The sequence below is a fragment of the Marinifilum sp. genome, from assembly GCF_965230805.1.
Taxonomy (GTDB): Bacteria; Bacteroidota; Bacteroidia; order Bacteroidales; family Marinifilaceae; genus Marinifilum.
In genome coordinates, this window is record NZ_OZ246019.1 from 45,092 (window position 1) to 67,254 (window position 22,163).

Below are 22,163 nucleotides of genomic sequence, written 5' to 3' on the forward strand. Positions count from 1 at the left end.
CTGACTAGTATTTGCTAACTAGTTATCAATTATTCGAAGCTTTTTGATCTCTTTTGTATTTTAAACCTTCTGGTTTCTGACAATTCTTCAGGCTCTTACAATCCTGACAAGGAGTTGTAAACTCACAAGTTTCCTGTGTTGTGTAATTGCGATAAACAAAAACGCCACTAATGGCTGCTAATCCTGCAATAATTAGCCCTCTCAAACCATTTCTCAAAAAATCTCTTCTTTCCATTCTATTTTGCTTCAAAAATTCTGATTAATCTTTTTACTGGATCCAAAACCAATATCCTGTCGTTTGAATCCACTGCCAGGTCTATTCCAATGGTTCCCTCCTCGAACAATTCGGGAGCAGCAACCACTGATTTAAAATCCCCGGAAGAGAGATGTATTTTAATTCTTTCCAATCCTTTTTCTGCGGTCACAAAGGAACCATCAGAAAGCATGGCAATGTTCGATGGGTTACAGCATCCGCTAAAGCCTTCTACACTCATCGATGTTCTTTCCCAGTTGGAAATTTGTTCACCCTCGAAATTATAGGCTTCAAAGGCGTGTCGGCCCGGATTTACCGCCCATAATTCTCCCTGGCGCCCTATCAGCAAGTCGAAAAACGGACTTGGAATTACAAATCCTTTGATTCCTTCCTCCTTGTTTTCTCCTCCAATTTCTTTGATTTTATTCCCATCCATATCATAGTGATGGATAATTTTATGGCCAGCATCGGCTACGAAAATATTTCCGTCCTGAACGGCGATTGAAGTGATATAAGTTCTTTCTCCCTTCACCACAAAACTATTTCTCAAACTGCCATCGGGCTTTCTAATATCAACACGGGTACTCATACCCACCACAATATTTCCATTTTCCATTATGGTAAGACAAGAGGCAGGCTGGCGCAGTTTTAAATTGCTGATTAGAGCTCCTGCTGCATCCAGTACAATTACATTTTTATCTGTGCCAACATAAATTTGATCGTTCTGATCGGTAGCAATGGCATGTATGGCATCGGCATTGATTTTAATTTGTTTGCTTTCCTTGTGGCTAATTAATTTGGAATCAACCTCACGCAGAGAGTTTAAGTCGTATTCATAAACATTTTCATCAGTCGGATCATCCGTGGTAAACAGATCCTTAGCCATGAATGCAATGAGCACCACAAGCAAGAGAACAGAAAACCATAAAATCATTTTATTCTTCATATGTATATCCTTTTAACTGATTACAATATTTGAATCCTGGCAATTGCCATGTCTTTAATTTCTTCTCAGATCGATACAAAGCATGTGTTTGTCATCTCTCATCAGCAATCGGCCATCAACCACCACCAATGGTCCCCATGCATCGTGCCCGTCCATCACCTTGGTTTTGTCCAACAACTGGAAACTTTTAGATGTAGCTTTTGCAATGCTCACCGTTCCATCATCCCTAAGAATGAAAAACTTACCATCGGCCACAACATATGGACCCAATCCGAATCGGTTGGTCGAACCACTATCCCAAAGAATTGTCTGACAGTCGTTTGGATCGACACACACAAAGCGGTTTCTTACTCCTCCCGCATCTTTTGGAAGAATACTAAACATGTGTCCGTCGTACAGGATTGGTGTTTGTTGTTCGGAGGCTATGCCATCTTTTGGCTTGAACTTTTGCAATGTTTCAACGCTGTAATTTCCTCCTGATTTTTTCACCTGCAATAAAATTCCACCGGCTCCGTATCCCGCAGTCATATACACTTTTCCATTGCCAAAAACAATTGGTGATGGAGCTACAACCGAAGGTGCAAAATCTTTTGTTTTCCATAGAATCTGACCCAAATCATCGCCTTCTGCAGAAACACCTACGATACCACCAACAGCGGCATACACCCACATTTTCTTCCCATCTAATGTCATTGGCATAACCGAAGAATGCGACATTTTCCATTGATCAGGATTAGGAGTTTCCCAAACTACTTTTCCTGTTGCACAATCAACACCGATTAAAAGAGATGATCCGCCAGGAGCAATAATGGCAATATTATCCTCGATAATTGGGCACTGACCTGTATACCAAAATGGAATTTCAGACATGTATTCTTTCACCAAATCAATTCCCCAAATAAAATCTCCTGTATTTGGATCGGTACACATCACATGACAACGAGGTCCGATCGTAACAAGATACTTTTCGTTGATGGCAGGAACCGTTCTCGAAATACCATGATTTCTCTTGATACGCACCCTGTACCATCTTCTCCATAATTCTTCTCCTGTCTCTAGTGAGAAGCATCTTAAGGCATCGGCTTTTTTTACTTCATCGTAATCGAGCACGTACACTTTGCCATTGTACACAACAGGTGCAGCATGACCTTCTCCCAGTTCCACCTGCCAATCGATCTTAGGCCCATCGCCCCAGGAGTTGATTAATTGGGTTTGTTCACTTGCAATATTATCTGATTTTTCCCCACGAAATTGCACCCATTTGCCCTTCAGTTCCGTCGAAATCTCTTTGAAGAAATCATATCCTTCTCCAATTTTAACTTTCCCACCGCTCGATTCACTTTCTTTTGGGCGATTATCCATACCCGGGATACTTGCATGCATTTCCTTAACAGGATTATAAAACAGCCAGTACGCAAATAGTACTGCAGCAATTGCAGCAGCTAAGAGAATGATACCTTTTTCGCTTCTTTTCGATAGCATATCCTTAATCGTAAGAAACCTGTCAGGGTTTTAAAGACCTAACAGGTTTAACATTTTCTTTATTCTTTAATCGAGTATGCCATAAGTGCGTTTTCATGACGCACATACATCACCCCATCTTTTATTACAAGATGCGACCAGTGAGGCCCTTTCCCATATGGAACCTTAAACTCACTAATCACTTTAAATTCTTTAGGATCCGCTTTTACCAAGGCAATATTTCCACCTTTCTCATCATAGCAATACAGCATCCCTTCTGCCGAAACAATAGAACCTTTGGTTTGCCATTTGGTTTCGTACATTTTAGTACCTGTTTCCCATTCCAAGCAACACCAATTTCCCATTCTGTTATTTACCCAGTTTGCACCGTAAATGTACCCATCAAGCAATACTGCACCGCCATGGTGAATATCAAGTATGGTGTCCAAATAAGCCAATTCAACACCTGTAGCATCTTCATTCAGGTTCAGCATTACTGATTTGTGATCGTATCCATTTGTAACATATAGCTTACCATCTTTATACAAAGGAGTATTTGTATTGATATTTGACTTCCATTTGCCACCAGCATATTGACCGTAGTCAAATTTCCATTCAATACTTCCATTATCAGGATTTACTCCAAGAACATTTTTCTCAATCACGGTTACAATCTGATTCTTACCATTTCGGTTAATCAATAATGGAGACACATATCCGGGCTTGTCATTCAAACTCTCAGATTGCCAAATGGTTTCTCCAGTCATTTTATCCAATGCGATCATGGTGGTTTGTTCACCGCAAGGCGTGTAGTAAACCATGTTCTTGTATAATAAAATGGATTCTGAGATCCCCCACTTTCCAAAAGTTCCTTCGAATTTTTCACTGGCATTCACTTTCCAGTTTATTTCTCCTGTAATTGCATTTACACAAGCCACGTCACCTTTTCCACTTGACAGGTAAATTCTATCATCCTCGATTGTTGGGGTTGCTCTGCTATCCACAAACGATGCATCCCATCCTCTGCCATAAGCTGTCTTCCATTTTTTGTTCCCTTTCATATCAAAAGCCAACAAATAATCCATAGAATCGATTAAACCTGTAAGGTATACGGTATTGTGTGCAATGGCTACCGAAGAATAACCAACCGGTATACTATCATTATACCATAGTAATTCAGGTCCCATAGCAGGCCACTCTTTTAACAATCCGGTTTCATTATACACCCCGGTTCTATTCGGTCCGCGCCATTCTGTAAAAACCTTGTCTATTGTCCCTTGCGAAAATGCAAAACAAGCAATGATCCCAAGTCCTAACAATCGTTTCATAAATTCAATTAGTTATATTAGTGTTTGTATTTCTATTTTGCGATTGAATATACCATTAAAGAACTTCCATGACGCACATATAATTTCTTGTTATGGATTACAATATGTGCCCAGTGTTGTTTTTCACCATAAGGAACACGAAAAGAGCTTACCTTATTGAAAGAACCCTTGCTTACATCAACTAAAGCTACTTCACCACTATCTCCATAGCAGTATAACAAGCCATCTGCAAAAATTACATTCCCACGGCTCAACATTTTGGAAGAATACAAAGTTTTCCCTGTCTTCCAGTCAAGGCAAAACCACTCTCTGTTGGTATGACCGGAACCATAAATTTTACCATCTAAAAGAACTGCTCCTCCCATTTGGTTATCAAGATCTTCATTTCTCCATAATTCTTTAATACTTGCACCATCTGCAGATAGTTCAAGCATTACACCGCCTTTTCCATATCCGCTAAAGCAATACAACATTCCATCTTTGTAAATCGGAGTATTCGGGTGAATTGAGTAACGATTAGGATGGTCGAAACTCCAAAGCATCTTACCATCTTTGGCGTCGATTCCCAGTATTGAATTTTGGGTATGGGTTACCAATAGATTTCTGTTGTTTAGCTTGATTAATGCTGGCGAACAATAAGCCGATTTCTCACCCTTTGCAACCGATTTCCAAATGAGCTCACCATTCTTCTTATTCAAAGCAACAACACTTGCCTGACTCCCTCCCGGAGTACAAAATAGTTTCTCTCCTTCAACCATAAGATTTTCAGTAACCCCCCATCGAATGTTTTCTCCCTCAAACTCATCAAGAATATTCTTTTTCCACACAATATCTCCGGTTTCGGTCTTCATGGCAACCACTTCACCATAACCACTCAGAATATATACCAAACCATCATGAATCATTGGAGTTGTTCTTACCCCATCATAAGTATCCATCCACTCTCTTCCATACACCTGTTTCCAAACTTGATTGCCGGAATGATCAAAAGCAATCACAAAACCATTATCACCTTCGGTTCCTCCTGTAAAAACATACTTATCGGTAATCGCAGCAGAAGCATGACCTGCACCAAGTTCATCAAAGTGCCATAACATTTTTGGGCCTTCAGCTGGCCATGTTTTCAATAAATCAGTATCCGGATATTTCCCATCTCTGTTTTCACCGCGCCATTGGGCATCATTTTGCGCCATGCTTACCAAAGCAGACAACACAATTGTTAAGGATAATAAAATACGTAGCATCTGTTATAATTTTAGGTTTTATCGTTAAATCTCAAAGATACATTCAATAAATTGTTTTAATGAGTAGTAAGCTATTATTACATCAAATCTATTTTAGGTCTAAATAAATAAGTCAAAAGCCGTACACTATTAACATTTACTTGCCATGACAATCACAAATCATCCTTCTATTCGGAAATAGTTTAATCATTTTTATTTAGATTCGTTTTACAAAAATTAGCTATTGATTCAGCACCTTTTGGTATTGGATATTAAAGACCTCAATGTCTTTATTTAATTTACAATAAAAACCAGAATCAATCCAGAACAAATAAATACTTTTCTTAGTTGCCGTTTAATGTGTAAAACTGTTTTAACAAGTTTTTAACTTTCTATTTCGATGCTCCGAAAGGACACACTAATCAAACTTTTACCTGGTATTATTATAACGTGAGTTCGACGTAAAATTCTATCCACAGAAAGTTATATTTGCGATAGATTGGCATTAAAAATTTGGAAAGAATAGCGGGCTATTTTGAGAAATTTTTAATGTGAAGATGTCGTAAAGAGAACTTTCCATTATGTGTTTGCCTGCTTTCGGCATAAATTTCCTCAAATCTTCTTGAAATATCCCAATATTCCTTCGAAACTTTGAGAAAATTTCTACTCAAAATCAGATCAAACTGTGAACGAATTTTACATCGAACTCACGTTATTATACTCATGAACACAGCAATTAAAATCCGATTCGTTTCATGCCCTTTGAAATCACAATTGAAGCATTGATCGTTTATAATCATTCATCTTATTTTAACCGAATCTTAATTAGTAGATACATCATTTGAATTTTACTTTTAAAAAAACGACTTCGGTCAATTTTTTTATGTCATAAATCAAGCTTATCATACAAAAAAGCTTGGGTTCATTTTATTTATAGATTGATTTATTAATTTTAATGCTGATTCAAATCAATACTATGCTACAAAGTCAATTGCACAAATCAATAAGAACAAGCTTACTGCTTATTTCTGCGATTTGCATGATTACCTGTAAATCTGACAACAGTATAATTTTCAAATCAGATCAGTATAAAATATACCCCAATAGAATTGAGCAGGCAGAATATTCGGCTATTGCTATAAACGATAAAGAAATCAGATCTAACTATCCAGGCCTAACTGCCAACAGCTGGAAACAAAAACGAAAACTATTTGATTATCCTACTTACCAATGCAAGCACACTTTACTAAATGCAATTTACAACTTGTCATTAGAAGAAATAGACCGAAAAATAATTAACGACAGCATATTTTCTCCAGAGAGCATTGCAACCAGCACTTTGGGGTATTCAAGCATTTTATCATTGGCACTTCTTCTTCCCGATGTTTGCCAAAACAGCTTAATACAGAGAGTTAGAAAGGATAGAATCATTCAAGATTCAGGCACAGGAGGATCGTGGCCAATAAGTTCGGATCGATTGGTTTGGGCTATTGCCGCCTGGGAAATTTACAAAGCAAAAGGAGACAAAGATTGGCTCAGGAAAAGCTATTTCATTATTAAAAACAGCTTGGATGACGATCTTAACGTCATCTGGGATTACCACTCTCATCTTTTTAAAGGGGAAGCTTCATTTTTAAATTGGAGAGAACAATCCTATCCTTCTTGGATGTCGCCAATTGACATTTACGAAAGCTATTCTCTTTCAAATCAAATCATCCATTACAAGGCACTTCAGGTAATCATTAAAATGGGAAGCCTACTAAATAAGGACACTCAAAAATATTCTCACATATCCGAAGCATTAAAAAAGAGCATCAACAAACAATTTTATTTGGGTGAGGATCAACACCTGAGTCAGTTTAAATACAAAAACTACAATTTACTGTCCGATCATTCGGATGCGCTTGGCGAATCGCTTGCCAACATTTGGCATGTAAGTAAAGAATCTGACAAACAGCTGCCAATTACAAACTTTGGTACGCCTTGTTTCTACCCTCAAATTCCCAACATCCCAAATTATCACAACAACACAAGTTGGCCATTTGTTCAAGGATTTTGGAATTGGGCTGTAGCTGAAAACCGAAACACAATGGCTGTACTTTATGGCTTGTCATCATCAATAAGATCAACAGGATTATTCTTAACAAACAAGGAGAACTTTGAAATCGACAATGGAGATTTTAACTATACTGAATCAAATTCTGATCGCAATTTATTAAGTGCTGCTGCATCGGTATCAAACTTCCTGCATGTATTAATGGGAATAAGATTAAATGCGAAAGAGATGGAATTTAAACCAGTAATTCCAAGAGAACTAAAAGGGAAACACACTTTAAGCAACTTAAAATATCAAAATGCAATTCTTCATATCGAGATCTTAGGATTTGGCGATAAAATAAGCTCATTTACATTTGATGATACTGCCTACCGAAGAGCCATAATTCCTAAAGACATAGAGGGACATCATAAAATTGTGATTAAAATGAACAATCAAATCCCTGATGGAGAAAAGGTAAATCTGGTCAGCAATCAAACATCCCCTTCTACTCCGACTCTTTCATACCGAAAGCAAGAACTACATTGGAATCAGATTAAGAATGCAAGTCATTATAAGGTGTACAGGAATGGGGAACTTCTTTTGGAAACAAAAGACAATTACATGACAGAACTTAGCTTTGAGTATCCGGTCGAATTCTGCGTTCAAGCCGTTGACAGTCTACATTATCACTCGTTCTTATCGAAACCTATTGTACTTTGTCAAAGCAAATACGAGAAGTTTTTAGAAGCTGAGGCTTTTCAAACAAATCAAAAATCAAGCTTTATTGTTCTAAAAAAATCAGACCCGGAACCCTATTACTTTCAAATTAAAGCCCCCAAAAGAGGGCTTTACCAAATTAGCTTCTTGTATGCTAATGGGAATGGGGATTTCGACAAAGGCGACAAATGCGTTAGCAGAAGTTTATGGCAGAACAATGGCTATTTAGGGTCGATTGTATTTCCGCAGCGCGGAAAAGGAAATTGGAGTGACTACGGATATTCTAACAGCTTTCAAACCAAGCTTAAGAAAGGTCTTAACTTTTTTAAAATCAGCTTTGAAGAATTTAACGACAACATGAATGGGATACAAAATGCCGTTCGCATAGATAAAATCAAATTATTACGAATTGAATAAAGCTATAGCCCATGTATTACGACATAGTGAATCAAATGGATGATGATGAAGCATCAGATTACGATTGGGAAATTGTAGATGGCAAACCAAGATATCGTTGGTACAAATACGCACTTAACTCTGTATACATGATTTCATCAGTAGACGAAAAATGCAATATCGAAACTGTGTCCTTCGATGATCTTGATGCATGGTACGAATGTGTCAATTGGGTTGCTAAAAACGATCCCGAAGCTTTAATGCATATCATGAGCAAGTTGGTAGATCCGGTTAACCCAATTGTAAAGACAAAACTATTGGAGAGTCTCGAAAAAAGTGAATACTACTCTGCTTGCCTAATTGTAGATACCCATCTGCGAATAAAAGAAGAACCAAAAGAGCGAGATTTTAATCGAAAAAAGGAAAAATATAGTAAAATTGCAGACGAAGATATTGCCAAACAACTGATAGGAATGTCGCAAATACTTCATTCATTAAAAACTACTGCAAAAAACAAGCTATACGAAGAAAAGCTGCAGGAACCCATAAGTTACCTTCTCAACATCGAAAAGTTTGCAAGGACAAAAACCAATAAATTTATCGAAACCTTGCAGTGGATGATCGAAAATGCACCCGAAGACTTAAAGCGAATCTTCAATACCGAAATACAAATCGAGATTAGAGACAACTTTTTAAATTATTTTGCAGAACGAGAACATTACCAACTATGTTCTTTCATGATGAAGTGCATTCCTGTTATCGAAACAGATTTCTATTTCGATATTCCTCCCTATAAAGACGAATACGATGATGAAGCCTATTTTGGTGAGGATGAGGATGAGGATGAGGAGTTAGACGATTAAGGCAAAAAAATCCCCATGAATACAATATTCACGGGGATCAACATTGATATATAATTTTAACTTACCTTCTTCTCTGCTGAGCCATTTTTTCTTCCAACTTCTTAAATTGCTCCTCAGTTAATATCTTTTTGAATTCAGCAATCATTGTTTTTTGCTTCTCCTGCATTGTAGTCATCATCGCATTGCGATCTCCACTTTTCATCAATTCTTGCATGGTTTTTCCCATATCAAGAATTTGTTCGTAAACCGCTGCTTCTTGTTTATCATCTAATCCTAAATCAGCCTTCATAGCTGCAGTTTGCTGTTTTGCCATATCTTCAGGTTTAGGCATACTTTGCGCATTTACCGATAGGTTAATTGCAAATACAGCAGCAATCATTAATAATAGAAATCGTTTCATGTTGTTTTATTTAATTCGTTAATTTTCTTGTTTTCAAAGAAACACCATTAAGCAGCCAAGAAATGTTAACGTTAGCCCAATTAAGGTTAATCTATGTTAATAAGCCCGATTCAACTATAAATACACTGGCTGATCGCAGTTTTTTTTGGGGGTAAAAATTCTCTAAAACTGATGTAGGTAACATTCCGTTCGCATAGGTTAGCATTATCTCAAGAAAATACAATCCTCAAAAAAATATTGTAAATTAGTATATCTTATCAAAATGATTATGCCTGACACAAAAACACTTATTGCTAATGAACGCAAGGCGTTAATGCAATTAATGGATAACGAACCATACAAAGTTCCAAGTCGAAAAATCAATGAGAATCTTTTAATCGCAACATGGAATATTCAGCATTTTTCTAACAATAAAAGCAAAAGAGCTTTACAATACATTGCTGATGTTTGTGAAAGATTTGATATTATAGCGCTTCAAGAGGTCAAGACTGACTTAAGAGGATTGAGTAAATTACAAGATTTACTCCCCGGCAATTACAAAATTCTGGTTTCCGACCCAACAGGAAACTACGAACGTTTTGCTTTTTTATATGACAAACGAACTGTAATCCCAACAGGCTTGGTTTGTGAGATTGGTTTTCCTGTAACAGCAAAAACTCATCAAGGCTATCAATTACACAGGATGCCTTATTGTGCATCATTTAAAGCAGGAAGATTTGATTTTGTGATTGCATCTGTACACATTTATTACGGTCAAACAAAAGTTGAAAAAGAAGAAAGAAAAAAGGAAATTCAAGAATTGGCAAAACACATCTACAAACGATCAAAAACCAATAGAAACAAAGTGTTCGACAGAGACTTTTTTGTACTTGGCGATTTCAATATCGAAGAATATGGTGATCAATTCTTTTCGGCTTTAGAATCAAATGGTTTTGCCATGCCGGATAAAATGAACGAGTTAAAAACCAATTTCCTCCAAACATCCACCTATGATAAAATTGCCTGGGTTAAAAGGGATTCGTTTCAATTTTCAGGCAACTGCAATGTCGTTCCCTTCGGAAAGGTTCTTTTTCAAGACCAAAACCCCAAAGGCGGAAAAAAACAAATCAGCGACCATTTGCCTCTTTGGGCAGAATTTCAGATTAACAGTTTAAGTCAGGAACTTGACCAAATGATTAACCTAAATGGGTAAATAACGTGAGTTCGACGTAAAATCAGTGCAAACTGAAACAATATTTTTAGTCGAGCTTATCAGTATTATTCATTAGGTTGAACCCAGTCAGATCCATCTGCATAAAACAGATATTGAATATAATCTGTTGTTACTTTATTCTCATCTATCGGAATACTTCCAAACAATTTTATCAAACTAAAATTGTCTAATCCTCTATTCGACCAATAATAGGGAGAATCGATACCGTTAAGCTTAAATAAACTGATTGAATTTTTGCCTGATACCCGCTTAAAATCCTCGATTCCTTTTATGTATCCAAAAAATACATCGTCACAGCTGTAAGATAATTTAGTAAAAGAACCACTTCCTGCTAAATAGCTTGGTAACCCACCACTTGGAACGGTTAGCTGTGAATTTGTATAAAGCGCAACTAGTGATACTAAATTATCATTTAAAATTCTTGATTCCTTAATTCTTCCTGCCAAAGTCCGGTTAATCCCTTGCAGTGTATGATACAAACCAAAACAACCATATATTTTTTTTGTGATCCAATTGTACTGCCTATAATACCTGCAAAAATTCTCATACATAAATTCATCTCTGGATGTAATCTTGTCATGATTTGAACAGTTAAATTCAATATCTGCCAACAGCAAGCTATCGCGTACCGTAAATGATCTGCTCTTTAATATTTTAGGCAATACTGATGAAACCCAATTTACTAACGAGTCTTTATTTTCAGGTATTTCAGCTGAGTAAATTGAAGGTAATTTTTCTCTTAAAAGTCGATTCAACAAAGCAAAATCATTAAGTCTATTTACTCCAAAAACTTCAAATCTTTTTGCTTTATCTAGTTGTTGGTAATATTCTTTAAGGTTTCCCCATTTCTGCTCTCTATATTCTGCACTATTTGTCCCAATCCAAACCACCCACTTGTTGAGTATCCTTTCAAGCGATAAATCTGTCGAATCTTTTAGGTATTTATTAATATAGTATGCCTGCGAAATATCCATTTCAGCAATATAAGTGGTAATATTAGTCTTCCGATTAAGACATTTAAATGTCGAAACATCAATAACAGGAGAAGTTGCCACCTCGTGTATCTCTCCAACCAAAAAAAGCTGATTCTCGAAAAAATCATTGTCAAACTTCAAAGGAATTGATTTACCCAACTGATTCGAAACCAACTTGTTTTTCTTGAGATACTCCACATATTTATTTCCTGCTACATACTCATTCAGCCGAAAACCTAAATATATTAAAGCTACTAATCCAACGATTAACAAAACTAGTTTTCCTATTATTTTCAGAATTCTCTTCATTTGATGTATCCTATTTTAAGTCCTGACTAATAACGGTTTTATTATAAAATGAATCTTAAATTCTTTTGAGAATTTTGAATTTGATCAAGGCAGAAAATGGAAACATAGCCTTATATTATGGCAATATCTTTTACTAAAGAATAAAATCAAAAGAAAAAAAGTGACTTATTTCAAGGGGAATAGCAGTATTATTAAAAGCATTAGCGATTTATTGATTAATCACCATTCCTTTCATTAACAACTTCTTTCAAGATATTTATTCCATTTATTGCTGAAGGAAAACCGGAATATACGGTCATTAATAACATTATATCTTCAATGTTCTCTTTTGTTAATCCTATATTCATTCCTGCATTTATATGAAATTTTAATTGAGATTGTGCATTTCCTAAAGCTGTTAATGCAGCAACTGTAGCAATTTGTCTATGTTTTTTACTCAGACTGTCTCTTGAAAACAAATCACCATAACCATACTCAAGTATGAATTTTACTAATTCTGGTGAAAAATGATTAAAAGCATCTTTCAGTCTATCGACTTGTAAACGGTCAAGTTTTGATAACTCTTCTTCTCCGGTTTTTAAGCGGTCTTTCTTTTCTGTTTCTGTAGGAGATTTTCCAATTGCATCATCAACCCCGTTTTCTTTGCGGTCATGCAATACTTCTTTTAAGGCATTCATACCGTTAATACAACTGGGAAACCCTGAATAACCAGACATTTGCAATATAACTTCTTTAATTTCGTTGATACTACTTCCTGTATTGAGTGCTCCATTAATGTGTACTTTCAATTGAGGTTGAGCTGTGCCCATTGCGGTTAAGGCAGCAACTACTGCAATCTCTTTAGATTTTAAGTCAAGACCGTCTCTAGTATAAATGTCTCCAAAAGCATATTCAATTGTAAATTTTCCTAAATCAGGAGAAATGTCTTTAAGGCTGTTAAACACTTTCACACCTGCTTCTCCGTCAATTTCCTTCAGTTTTTCCCAACCAATTTTGTATCTGTCTGATTGTTTCATTTCTTTCAAATCTGTTTGTTTGTAAACCAAGTGCACAATAACAAAAGTAATATTATTATTTCAATCTGTTTCATCTGTTTACAATTTTTCTCCATTTTTCAAAAGTAAGCCATATGACCAAAATCATCATCATTTGTGTTTAATAATTATTTTTATCATGCTAGTGTGAAGAGTGTTAATAAAACGAATTAAAGTTTTTGAAAATATTTTTCTTTTTACAAGGCAAGGTTTACAGGCATAGCCGTAGCTACGGCGAAAAAGCTTAACGCAGTAGAAAGGAAAATAGGTCAAAAAATTAGTTCGGGGAATTAGCATTCTTTACACTAGTTTCATATCAATTTTTACCCATGATGAAGTTCTTCTATTCTGGTTGCGTTCTAAATTAACGTGAGTTCGACGTAAAATTCATTCACAGTTTGATCTGATTTTGAGTAGAAATTTTCTCAAATTTTCGAAGGAATATCGGGATATTTCAAGAAGATTTGAGGAAATTTATGCCGAAAGCAGGCAAACACATAATGGAAAGTTCTCTTTACGACATCTTCACATTAAAAATTCCTCAAAATAGCCCGCTATTCTTTCCAAATTTTTAATGCAAATCTATCGCAAATATAACTTTCTGTGGATAGAATGTTACGTCGAACTCACGTTAAATCAATACCAAACCGTTAATTATTAGCGAAGCTAAGTTGATTTGTCATGCTATTTCTGAAATACCCCTCTTATTCCTGATCAGGTTCCGATATCTAACAAAGCAAATGCTCCATACAATGATGCAAGACTTATAGAAATGAACTGTTTAATCAATTGGAAGCGATGTTGTTTATTCAAAGTGGAAATTGTTTCGTTTTCATAAGATTTCCTGATTCCACAATATTGCTAGCAAAGGTGAGTTTAAAAAAAGCAATCAATTGTATGACACGCCCCCACCAAACCACTAAGATGCATAAAAAAGCAACACATCATTAAACCATTTAATATCGTCTAACTTTTCTTTAATAGAGTGTCGACATTTGCTTGTTTTTCTATTTTCTTATTATGACACACCAAAACATTTTTCTTATCTCTATGCCAGAGATGAAGTCCATTTCCACCACATTCTTTAAAATCTTTGCACAACTCACATTGTCCAACTTTTGTCCATTCCCTATTTCTGAATACATGAAATTTTTTTTGCCAAGTTTCATAAAAATTGTCGCTGTAAATACTTCCTTGAGCAAAAGATCTATCAATGTTGGGACATGCCGAAATTGAACCATCAATAAGAATTGAGCCAATATTAATCCCTGCCCTACAAAAAAAGAACGAATCCCTTACCTTCAGTTCGTATTTGCCAACATAAGCTTCGCAACTAAATTTCACATCAATGCCATTAGATCTTCGCGATTCTGCAATAAAATCCATTAATTGAACAAATTGTTTATCACTTAAGGATAAATCGGAATGATGTGCAGCTCTGCCAATAGGAATAATTGTAAACAATCTCCACGCCTTAACATTATTAGAAATTAACAATTCCTTGATTTGTTCTAATTCATTAATATTATTTTTATTGACACAAGTTACAACATCAAACTCGATCCGATTAGAGGATACTGCCAATTGAATCGCATTGATTACCTTATCAAAACTATTTTCATCATTTCTCAACCAATTATGAGAATTCCTAAGTCCGTCTAAACTAATTGTTAATGCTCCCATTCCTGCATTTAGCAAGGATATGTGTCTTTGCTTATTATACAAATGGCCATTCGAAACCAATCCCCACCTAAAACCTCGCTTACGCAGATCTTTTCCGCAAATCTCTATGTCCTTTCGCAATAAAGGTTCTCCGCCCGTAAATACAAGCGTAAAATTTTGTGGAATATGTTTTATGGTATCAATGGCTCGAAAAAAATCCTTAATTGGCATATCAGGATACGAACTATTTTTTGAGCAATCACTGCCACAATGCACACAGTTTAGATTGCATCTTGTTGTACACTCCCAAAACAAATAATTCAACTCGTGCCTTTTCGTTTCCGAATCTTTAAATTTCCTGAAAATGTGTTTTTTGATCAATGAATACATTATTTTTCCTCTAAAGCTATATCCAGGTAAACACTATCCTGTGCACCTGTTAATAAAGTATCCCTATCAATATAATGACCGTTTTGAGTAGAATCAATATCCTGAAATTTAAGTTTTAATCCTTCCAGCATTTCCGTATAAAACGAAAATTTGCCTTCTTCATCGGTTAAATCATATTGCATATTGTCAGCAACAGAAACTTTAATCCCTTTTAAAGGTAATCCCGATGCTTTTGACTTTACCTGGCCTTCAATAAATAAATCAAGTCCAAAATCTTGTGGCGTTCCATAACAAGCTTGAAAAACAAACATTGCTGATGTAAAACTTATTCCGCCAACTATCTTTCTAATCCAGTTTCTTTTCTGTTTACAATTTTTCTCCATTTTTCAAAAGTAAGCCGTATGATCAAAATCATCATCATTTGTGTTTAATAATTATTTTTATCATGCTAGTGTGAAGAGTGTTAATAAAACGAATTAAAGTTTTTGAAAATATTTTTCTTTTTACAAGGCAAGGTTTACAGGCATAGCCGTAGCTACGGCGAAAAAGCTTAACGCAGTAGAAAGGAAAATAGGTCAAAAAATTAGTTCGGGGAATTAGCATTCTTTACACTAGTTTCATATCAATTTTTACCTATGATGAAATTCTTATATTCTGGTTGCGTTCTAAATTAACGTGAGTTCGACGTTGAATCAATACCAAACCGTTAATATTAGCGAAGCTAAGTTGATTTGTCATGCTATTTCTAACATAAACTCCTCTTATTCCTGATCAGGTTCCGATATCTCACAAAGCAAATCCTCCATACATTCTTCATTATATCTATCATCAACCACATCATGCACTTCTTCCTTACCCCTTTCTATATAAAGATTTAAGGCATCCCAATCGTAAGGCAAATGCTCCTCCTTCTTTGTAATAAAATCCGAATCAATCTCAAATAAATGACCTACACCAGCCTGCTCAAGCACCTGCCTCATGTAATGATCTTTTTCAAGATCCGAATCCATAAAGTTCTGTAGGTTATCAACTTTCCAATAAGAGATTTCCTCCTTACTTAAACCCGAAATTTCTTCCAGTTTTTCGCCTTCGGGTGTATAATGATGGGTAAGAAATAAAAACGTTCGAAGAATCAACCTGTTTTTATTGATACTGGCAATAAAGTATCCACATTTATGACTCCATATCTTAATCGGAATCAAAATTCTTCCTTTATAAATCTCTACCTGCTTAAAAGTCCTTATAGAATAACTCAAATGCCAAGCAATAATATTATTTGGCATGGGCTTTAATCTTTCAAACAATCTATTATAAGCATGATTTTGAATACAAACCGGCAAGTCCTTTTTCTTACCTGTATATATGCCATTAAGTAGCTTAGCCGATATAAAAAACCAATTTATACTGGCTTCGCTATTCACATATCCCAATTGATACACCTTCCTCTTAGCTCCTTTATTCACAAATTCACTTACTCGTGGCAAATAGGATTGCATCTGGTTCATATAACAGAAACCCGGTGTTGGATAATGCTTTATAGCCGTATTTAACCTTAAAGCATACATGTTTCCTTCATACACGTTTGTTTCGTTATTCAATAAACAATAGAGCAAAGTTACATGCTTAATAAATTCATTGCGATTGCCCAACAATTGCCTCAAAGGGGTAAAGGCAATTAAAAAATACTGCCTACGCTCAAACTCAAATTCGTTAATTGTATGAAGAAACTGAATCCCTACAAGAAATTCATAATTCGTGAATTCCTTTGCATCTTTATTTGGCACTCCAAAGCCTGGCTTATGGTAAAAGTTACGCACGTAAGTTTTAAAAAACCTGTAAGTAATTAAATCATACGAAACCTCCTTATCAAACTCTACAGGCTCGACATAAACCCTACGAGCAAAAATAAGAATCATTTCATCTTTGTTTAACTTTCCAAAAGCATCCAAACAAGATACTTTTGAACACAGCTTCTCAATTATTTTCAGATAATTCTTTCGTAATACTGTATTCTTTATCGGACTATTATTCTTTTTTCTTTGTGGCTGTTTTTTTTTCTTTCTTCTTTTTATTGACATATTGGTACTCCGTAATCAAATCAGGTAATGGGTCTTGGTTTGCATTGCATTAACAACATACTTATCTGGCCATGCAAAACCGGATCATAAGGTTTAGGGTATAAATCAGCTACCACTCCATTCCTTTCTTATGGTTCTTTGTAAAGAAATGCAGTAGATATAAAACAATAGAAGATAAACTCCGAGCAAAGAGTTTTTTATTCTTTATCGTAAAACTCTATCGTATTCAAAAGTTGTTTTTCGAATCTATAAATTTCGTCAACTGTTTCTATTTTTTCTCTTGTTTCCTTTTTATCTTGGTCGAACAAACCGATATATTTAACCCCTCCATTTAAATGAAGTCGGCAAATTGGTTTGCGGTTATTATCGTCTAATAGAATTCCGAAATAAGACTGTGTGTCTCGATGAACAATTCTGTCTTTTCCGATTTTTCTTCTCAGAATAGCAACAACAATTTGATAGCCTTCCATTTCTTCTTCTGTTGTTTCAACTTTGCTTTTCTGCTGTTCTTCAACTTGTTCTTCCGCTTGTTGTTTTTCCTGCTCTTTGTTTAATGCAGAATTTAACCTATCATTAACTCTTTCGCTAATTATTTGGTTAAAAGCTTTATTTACAATGTCGGTAAATTCCTCCAATACTTTCGAAGTTAAACGTCCGTTATAGGTCTTGTTTGCAAATAGCTTAACGAAATCTTGAGAAGGTTCGATAATTTCTTGATCTATCAATGATTTTATTTCACGAGTATATTTTAAATTACTCGCATTATCAACTATTGAGGAAACATCAAATTTTGACTTATGAAACTTTTCAATTTCTTTTACTGTGCTTTCTTTAAGTTTTGTAATATCAAATTCCAAAAATGGTTTTTCGTCCATTTTGTTAGGTTGTTCCAAGTCCGTATAAAATTTGTATTGTATTCCATTTGTTAAAAGAGCGAAACGAGCCTTTGTAACGTGGAAATATCTAAAAAGTTGAGAGTTATGAACATTTAAATTTTGTTTCCAATGCTTACACTCAATGATTAAAATCGGATTTCCACTTTGAAATATGGCATAATCAACTTTTTCTCCTTTTTTAAGTCCTAAATCAGCAGTAAATTCAGGCATAACTTCAATCGGATTGAAAGTGTCGTAGCCCAAAATATTAATGAATGGTAATGTGAAAGCATGTTTTGTAGATTCTTCAGTATCAATTTTATCTTTCAATTGGTCGACTTTTTCCGCAAGTCCTTTAAGTTGGCTGTGAAGTTCCATATCTTTCATTTATATTGTTTTTCTATAGATTTTTTTATAGTTAGTTTATTACCCAAATCATCACACAAATCCGTTGATGTGCTTATTCTTAAGCAAAAGGAAGGCGACAAACTTGCATACGATCTAGTTTTTTATCTTACTAATAATCAATATGTCATTTTTCCATAATGAGCATGTCTGTGACAATTAGGACATAGTCCGATTGAATTCTTTACGGTATCATCTCCATTTTCACTTAACGGAATTACATGATGAACTTCTAAAAATGGTGAATTATCAAGATCTTTATTAAAAGGGGCATGTTTTCCACATTTTTCACAAATACCATTTGCTCGTTCAAGAACTTCTGCCACAACATATGGATTTCTAATAAAAACGGACTGACTTACTAATGTACGCTTTGGTTTTGGATCTGACTTTTTTAACTTTTCCAGCCTTTTTGATTTACTTAACTTTATCGCCTTTTGAATTTCCTCTTTTTCGTAAGCCATTAAATCATTAAGTGTTGGCAATTCTGTTAATTTGTAATTTAAATTATTCATTTGTTCTGAATAATTTACCACAAGATATTCAACTGCACCATTTGAGTGAGCATTTTTCATTTGCGGCATTTGAGATGTCTTGATTGCTTCCTTAATAAAGTCTACATTGCTCGTTCGAAAATAATTAATGTAATTTTCAATTCCTTTAGTTGGCAATAAGCAACCAATGCTATTTTTTGTTTTTGCTAAACAATCAGGAACATTATCAATATTATCAGAATCAATTCTTTTTTTCTTAATATGACCCCGATACTTAATTGAAAAATCGAAATTATTTACAATTGGTCTTAGAGTTTCTCTATCACATAAAATTAAAATTTCATTCTTTTTGATTTGAATACAATATTCGTGTCCTGTATTGAATCGAATAAATTTTCCCTGCTTGTCAAGATTCAGATTCCAATTCTGACTGTCAATAATATCCGCATAATTAATTGCATTACTTAAAAATTCAATGACTTTAATTCTTGCATTTGGTTCGGGCAACAACTTCTCAAAAATTATTTGAGCATCATGGACACTATTTCGATCAATATTTTTCATCAATTATTTTATCTGTTAGGGTTTCTCCTTCACAAGAAAAACATTCATATCTCCCTATTTTTTTTCTGCAGACCATCAAATTTAAGCATCCAAAACCTTAAATCAAACTTATATTCAATTTATTTGCAAAAACAAGCTGATTCGATTTGAAATTATGCAGTTAAATCCTTTTACATCAATACGAAAGAAAAACCAAGAACTTACAAATCATTAAATACAGAACAAAATATCTTTTAATGCGCTTATACTTGCAAATTATTCACAAGCAGTAAAATACATTCATCATCTTAAAACATACACAAACAATAGCATCTAAAACAATACAGGTAAGAACAATAATTTAATAAGTGTGGAAAACAAGCAAAAAGGCTTATCATATTTAAACACTATCTAAATAACAGTACACTCTACAAATCGAAAATTTAGCTCTATCTCAAGCATAGCAAGCAATGCACATTTTATTTTCGAATATTTTTTCAAAAATATTTTTGTAATATTTTGTATTGATAAGTTAATTTTTTACATTCGACATCAGATTAAACTGAAACAATACGATTTAATCAATTGGGTGTAGATACACAGAAGATTGAGAAGTAGGTAATGAGTATTGAAGATGTTCTGGCTTAGCAAATCTGAATGAAGCCAGAAAGATGAAGAACACAAATATTGCATTAATGCATTTTGGGAATAAACCAAAGCACAGAAAGCAGATAAGGAAAACAACCAATGCAATAACACAAAAAACTCATTATCGGAATGATAACAAAGTACTTGTCCCCTAACTGCTTTGTTATGACATCTGCACCGGATTTCGATCAACAGCTTAATTTATTTGCGATTTAAAAGAAAGGAATGTCCGTTTGGATAGACCTATGCTATTCATGAACAATTGCTTAGCTGATTTGGATATAGGTATCAAGGTCTTAGGATGCTTTGCTATGCATTTTAAATGCTTTCCGAAGCATTTGGAATAGTGTAATTTAAGTTTTGGATACTTTCCGAAATGTTTCGGATACTTTCCGAAGCGTTTTGAATTCTTTCCGAAGCGTTTTAGATACTTTCCGGAACGTTTTGGGTAGTACAAATTAACTTTTAGATGCTTCGCTAAGGAAGCAATTTAGATCTTTTGACTTCCATTTGGCAAATGGAAAAAATTATAAACTGATAAATGATTACACTTTATGTAGATACAGAACTAATACCGAAATCACAAATGAACAAGACAATCATGCCTGTTTTATAATATAAAGTAGTTGTAAAGTTGTTTTCAAACTTTTGAGTTTACTCAAGGTGCAAAACAATATCATAGCAATAGCTAGTGTGAAGAGTGTTAATAAAACGAATTAAAGTTTTTGAAAATATTTTTCTTTTTACAAGGCAAGGTTTACAGGCATAGCCGTAGCTACGGCGAAAAAGCTTAACGCAGTAGAAAGGAAAATAGGTCAAAAAATTAGTTCGGGGAATTAGCATTCTTTACACTAGGGCAATATTTTTTAAAAACAATAAACTAAAAAGGATAAAAGAAAGAGAGACATTTTTTGCGAACACTGGCATGATACCAATTTTATTAACATAGGATGAAGGAATGTGAAATTTCAACATCTTTAAATTTCAACAATATGATTCAAGAATACGTATTAAAATTACAAGCTTATCAGCAAACTGCTGATATCTTAAACGAAAACCAGTCTGTTTTTGAAAGTGACGAAATTACTAAATCACAAATCGCATTTTTTAACACAAAAATTGACTCCATATTGGGTATTCAAGCTAATCTGAATCAGCCTACCAAATGGATTACCATCGAAAAAAACGAAGCGTTAAAATCCATTAAAGTAAAATCACATCAGATTATTGTAGCCATAATGCGTTTGGCTAATGCCACCGACGACTTACAACTAATTGAAAAAATCAATCTGGCTAAGAAAAACATTGCCAAATCATCAAATATTTCAATCTTATCCGGCGTATCTGATTTGTGCATTATCATCGAAGCTTATTCTACCCCTTTGCTCGATTATGATATCAGTGCTGAAACGATTACATCCTTTAAACAAAACATCGATTCCATTGAAGATAAACTTGCGCAAAGAAAACAGATCAAAAATCAAAACAAGTATAACAATCAAGCTTTTAATAAATTGATAACAGAAATCTCTTCTTTTTTAAGCAAAAAATTGGATTGGTCTATTGAGAGCTATCGCAAATCAAATCCAGATGTGGTGGAAGCATATTTTAGTCTTCGTAAGGCATCTAAAGTACCTATTAAGCATATCGATTTGCGAGGATTTGTTGTTGATAAGGAAACTGGCGAAAGAATCGCTAATGGAACGGTTCATGTAGTTGAAAACGTTATGCAAACCAAAATCACCAAAAAAGGAAACTTCTCTTTTAAAAATTTCCCCGAAGGCGAATTTACACTGCAAATAGAAAACATCGGCTACCAATCAACAATGCTAACCATTCGCCGATACAACAACCAATATCTTAATTTAAAAGTTGAGATGCAGGCATTACCGGTTCCTCATCCTGCAGAATAA

At 34.6% G+C, this 22,163-nt stretch carries 17 protein-coding genes; 4 read left to right on the forward strand and 13 right to left on the reverse strand.

What is annotated here, in order from left to right:
• Positions 1-25: 25 nt before the first annotated feature.
• The 5 genes from ACO05S_RS00175 to ACO05S_RS00195 are packed head-to-tail and all read right to left on the reverse strand — an operon-like array spanning position 26 to position 5,232.
• The gene (locus tag ACO05S_RS00175; protein ID WP_421919532.1) at positions 26-235 is read right to left on the reverse strand and encodes a hypothetical protein; all 210 of its coding nucleotides are present in this window, start codon (positions 233-235) and stop codon (positions 26-28) included.
• A gap of 1 nt (position 236) precedes the next feature.
• Positions 237-1,199: a hypothetical protein gene (locus ACO05S_RS00180; RefSeq protein ID WP_421919533.1), complete on the reverse strand. Its 963-nt coding sequence runs from the start codon at positions 1,197-1,199 to the stop codon at positions 237-239.
• Positions 1,200-1,253: 54 nt separating this feature from the next.
• Positions 1,254-2,681, reverse strand: a complete 1,428-nt coding sequence (locus ACO05S_RS00185) for a PQQ-binding-like beta-propeller repeat protein (RefSeq protein WP_421919534.1) — start codon at positions 2,679-2,681, stop codon at positions 1,254-1,256.
• A gap of 59 nt (positions 2,682-2,740) precedes the next feature.
• Complete coding sequence (locus ACO05S_RS00190; RefSeq protein WP_421919535.1) at positions 2,741-3,988, reverse strand: PQQ-binding-like beta-propeller repeat protein; 1,248 nt, start codon at positions 3,986-3,988, stop codon at positions 2,741-2,743.
• A 32-nt stretch (positions 3,989-4,020) separates the two neighbouring features.
• Entirely contained in the window at positions 4,021-5,232 is a 1,212-nt protein-coding gene (locus ACO05S_RS00195; protein WP_421919536.1) for a PQQ-binding-like beta-propeller repeat protein, read from the reverse strand.
• Between the two features lie 1,018 nt (positions 5,233-6,250).
• On the opposite strand from ACO05S_RS00195, the gene ACO05S_RS00200 reads away from it, so the two are divergent.
• Both ACO05S_RS00200 and ACO05S_RS00205 read left to right on the forward strand, forming a co-directional pair.
• On the forward strand, positions 6,251-8,383 hold the full coding sequence (locus tag ACO05S_RS00200; RefSeq protein ID WP_421919537.1) for a hypothetical protein: 2,133 nt from the start codon (positions 6,251-6,253) through the stop codon (positions 8,381-8,383).
• 11 nt (positions 8,384-8,394) lie between these two features.
• Positions 8,395-9,225, forward strand: a complete 831-nt coding sequence (locus ACO05S_RS00205; RefSeq protein ID WP_421919538.1) for a hypothetical protein — start codon at positions 8,395-8,397, stop codon at positions 9,223-9,225.
• A 61-nt stretch (positions 9,226-9,286) separates the two neighbouring features.
• Here ACO05S_RS00205 and ACO05S_RS00210 read toward each other — a convergent pair whose 3' ends face one another.
• Positions 9,287-9,625, reverse strand: a complete 339-nt coding sequence (locus tag ACO05S_RS00210) for a hypothetical protein (RefSeq protein ID WP_421919539.1) — start codon at positions 9,623-9,625, stop codon at positions 9,287-9,289.
• Positions 9,626-9,893: 268 nt separating this feature from the next.
• Here ACO05S_RS00210 and ACO05S_RS00215 point away from each other — a divergent pair, with 268 nt between their 5' ends.
• Positions 9,894-10,817: an endonuclease/exonuclease/phosphatase family protein gene (locus tag ACO05S_RS00215; protein ID WP_421919540.1), complete on the forward strand. Its 924-nt coding sequence runs from the start codon at positions 9,894-9,896 to the stop codon at positions 10,815-10,817.
• A gap of 65 nt (positions 10,818-10,882) precedes the next feature.
• On the opposite strand, the gene ACO05S_RS00220 is transcribed toward ACO05S_RS00215, so the two are convergent.
• The 7 genes from ACO05S_RS00220 to ACO05S_RS00250 form a co-directional block, all read right to left on the reverse strand.
• On the reverse strand, positions 10,883-12,121 hold the full coding sequence (locus ACO05S_RS00220) for a hypothetical protein (protein ID WP_421919541.1): 1,239 nt from the start codon (positions 12,119-12,121) through the stop codon (positions 10,883-10,885).
• Between the two features lie 215 nt (positions 12,122-12,336).
• On the reverse strand, positions 12,337-13,137 hold the full coding sequence (locus ACO05S_RS00225) for a carboxymuconolactone decarboxylase family protein (RefSeq protein WP_421919542.1): 801 nt from the start codon (positions 13,135-13,137) through the stop codon (positions 12,337-12,339).
• A 984-nt stretch (positions 13,138-14,121) separates the two neighbouring features.
• Complete coding sequence (locus tag ACO05S_RS00230; RefSeq protein WP_421919543.1) at positions 14,122-15,207, reverse strand: TIGR04133 family radical SAM/SPASM protein; 1,086 nt, start codon at positions 15,205-15,207, stop codon at positions 14,122-14,124.
• Positions 15,207-15,590, reverse strand: coding sequence for a hypothetical protein (locus ACO05S_RS00235; protein ID WP_421919544.1), 384 nt, complete (start codon positions 15,588-15,590; stop codon positions 15,207-15,209). Before ACO05S_RS00235 ends, ACO05S_RS00230 begins: the two co-directional genes overlap by 1 nt.
• Positions 15,591-15,968: 378 nt before the next feature.
• Complete coding sequence (locus ACO05S_RS00240) at positions 15,969-17,285, reverse strand: hypothetical protein (protein WP_421919545.1); 1,317 nt, start codon at positions 17,283-17,285, stop codon at positions 15,969-15,971.
• 197 nt (positions 17,286-17,482) lie between these two features.
• Positions 17,483-18,547 carry a type I restriction endonuclease gene (locus tag ACO05S_RS00245; RefSeq protein ID WP_421919546.1) on the reverse strand — a complete coding sequence of 355 codons (1,065 nt, stop codon included), beginning with the start codon at positions 18,545-18,547 and terminating at the stop codon, positions 17,483-17,485.
• A 137-nt stretch (positions 18,548-18,684) separates the two neighbouring features.
• On the reverse strand, positions 18,685-19,623 hold the full coding sequence (locus ACO05S_RS00250) for an HNH endonuclease (RefSeq protein WP_421919547.1): 939 nt from the start codon (positions 19,621-19,623) through the stop codon (positions 18,685-18,687).
• A gap of 1,619 nt (positions 19,624-21,242) precedes the next feature.
• Here ACO05S_RS00250 and ACO05S_RS00255 point away from each other — a divergent pair.
• Positions 21,243-22,163: a carboxypeptidase-like regulatory domain-containing protein gene (locus ACO05S_RS00255; protein ID WP_421919548.1), complete on the forward strand. Its 921-nt coding sequence runs from the start codon at positions 21,243-21,245 to the stop codon at positions 22,161-22,163.

Coding starts and splice junctions, on each gene's coding strand:
- ACO05S_RS00250 (WP_421919547.1), bottom strand. CDS start 19,623: ATGAAAAATATTGATCGAAATAGTGTCCATGATGCTCAAATAATTTTT.
- ACO05S_RS00235 (WP_421919544.1), bottom strand. CDS start 15,590: ATGGAGAAAAATTGTAAACAGAAAAGAAACTGGATTAGAAAGATAGTT.
- ACO05S_RS00195 (WP_421919536.1), bottom strand. CDS start 5,232: ATGCTACGTATTTTATTATCCTTAACAATTGTGTTGTCTGCTTTGGTA.
- ACO05S_RS00230 (WP_421919543.1), bottom strand. CDS start 15,207: ATGTATTCATTGATCAAAAAACACATTTTCAGGAAATTTAAAGATTCG.
- ACO05S_RS00240 (WP_421919545.1), bottom strand. CDS start 17,285: ATGTCAATAAAAAGAAGAAAGAAAAAAAAACAGCCACAAAGAAAAAAG.
- ACO05S_RS00190 (WP_421919535.1), bottom strand. CDS start 3,988: ATGAAACGATTGTTAGGACTTGGGATCATTGCTTGTTTTGCATTTTCG.
- ACO05S_RS00220 (WP_421919541.1), bottom strand. CDS start 12,121: ATGAAGAGAATTCTGAAAATAATAGGAAAACTAGTTTTGTTAATCGTT.
- ACO05S_RS00255 (WP_421919548.1), top strand. CDS start 21,243: ATGATTCAAGAATACGTATTAAAATTACAAGCTTATCAGCAAACTGCT.
- ACO05S_RS00180 (WP_421919533.1), bottom strand. CDS start 1,199: ATGAAGAATAAAATGATTTTATGGTTTTCTGTTCTCTTGCTTGTGGTG.
- ACO05S_RS00215 (WP_421919540.1), top strand. CDS start 9,894: ATGCCTGACACAAAAACACTTATTGCTAATGAACGCAAGGCGTTAATG.
- ACO05S_RS00210 (WP_421919539.1), bottom strand. CDS start 9,625: ATGAAACGATTTCTATTATTAATGATTGCTGCTGTATTTGCAATTAAC.
- ACO05S_RS00205 (WP_421919538.1), top strand. CDS start 8,395: ATGTATTACGACATAGTGAATCAAATGGATGATGATGAAGCATCAGAT.
- ACO05S_RS00245 (WP_421919546.1), bottom strand. CDS start 18,547: ATGAAAGATATGGAACTTCACAGCCAACTTAAAGGACTTGCGGAAAAA.
- ACO05S_RS00225 (WP_421919542.1), bottom strand. CDS start 13,137: ATGAAACAATCAGACAGATACAAAATTGGTTGGGAAAAACTGAAGGAA.
- ACO05S_RS00185 (WP_421919534.1), bottom strand. CDS start 2,681: ATGCTATCGAAAAGAAGCGAAAAAGGTATCATTCTCTTAGCTGCTGCA.
- ACO05S_RS00200 (WP_421919537.1), top strand. CDS start 6,251: ATGATTACCTGTAAATCTGACAACAGTATAATTTTCAAATCAGATCAG.
- ACO05S_RS00175 (WP_421919532.1), bottom strand. CDS start 235: ATGGAAAGAAGAGATTTTTTGAGAAATGGTTTGAGAGGGCTAATTATT.